Origin of the sequence: Rufibacter sediminis (assembly GCF_014269285.1) — a bacterium.
Classification (GTDB): domain Bacteria; phylum Bacteroidota; class Bacteroidia; order Cytophagales; family Hymenobacteraceae; genus Nibribacter; species Nibribacter sediminis.
Window position 1 is genome coordinate 1 of the sequence record NZ_JACOAF010000005.1, and the last position, 346, is coordinate 346.

Below are 346 nucleotides of genomic sequence, written 5' to 3' on the forward strand. Positions count from 1 at the left end.
TTGGCCGTGCCCACCGGCACGGTGCTCTTGGTCACCACCACCAGGTACTCGTCCATGTGCTGGCCGATCTCCCGGGCCACGCCCAGCACGTACTTCAGGTCCGCCGAGCCGTCCTCCCCCGGGGGCGTGCCCACCGCGATGAAGGCCGCGTCGCAGCCCTTGATGGCCGAGGCCAGGTCCGTGGAGAAGTGCAGGCGCCCCTTCTCCACGTTGCGGAGCACCATCTCCTCCAGCCCCGGCTCGTAGATGGGCAGGACACCCTGCCGCAGGTCCTCGATCTTCTTCACGTTCACGTCGATGCACGTCACATCAATGCCCACCTCGGCAAAACAAGTGCCCGTCACCA

1 pseudogene is annotated in these 346 nt (G+C 66.5%); it reads right to left on the minus strand.

The features are described 5' to 3' along the window. Window positions 1–344: pseudogene (locus H7U12_RS02575) on the minus strand (UDP-glucose 6-dehydrogenase); the annotation flags it as partial. Window positions 345–346 lie beyond the last annotated feature (2 nt).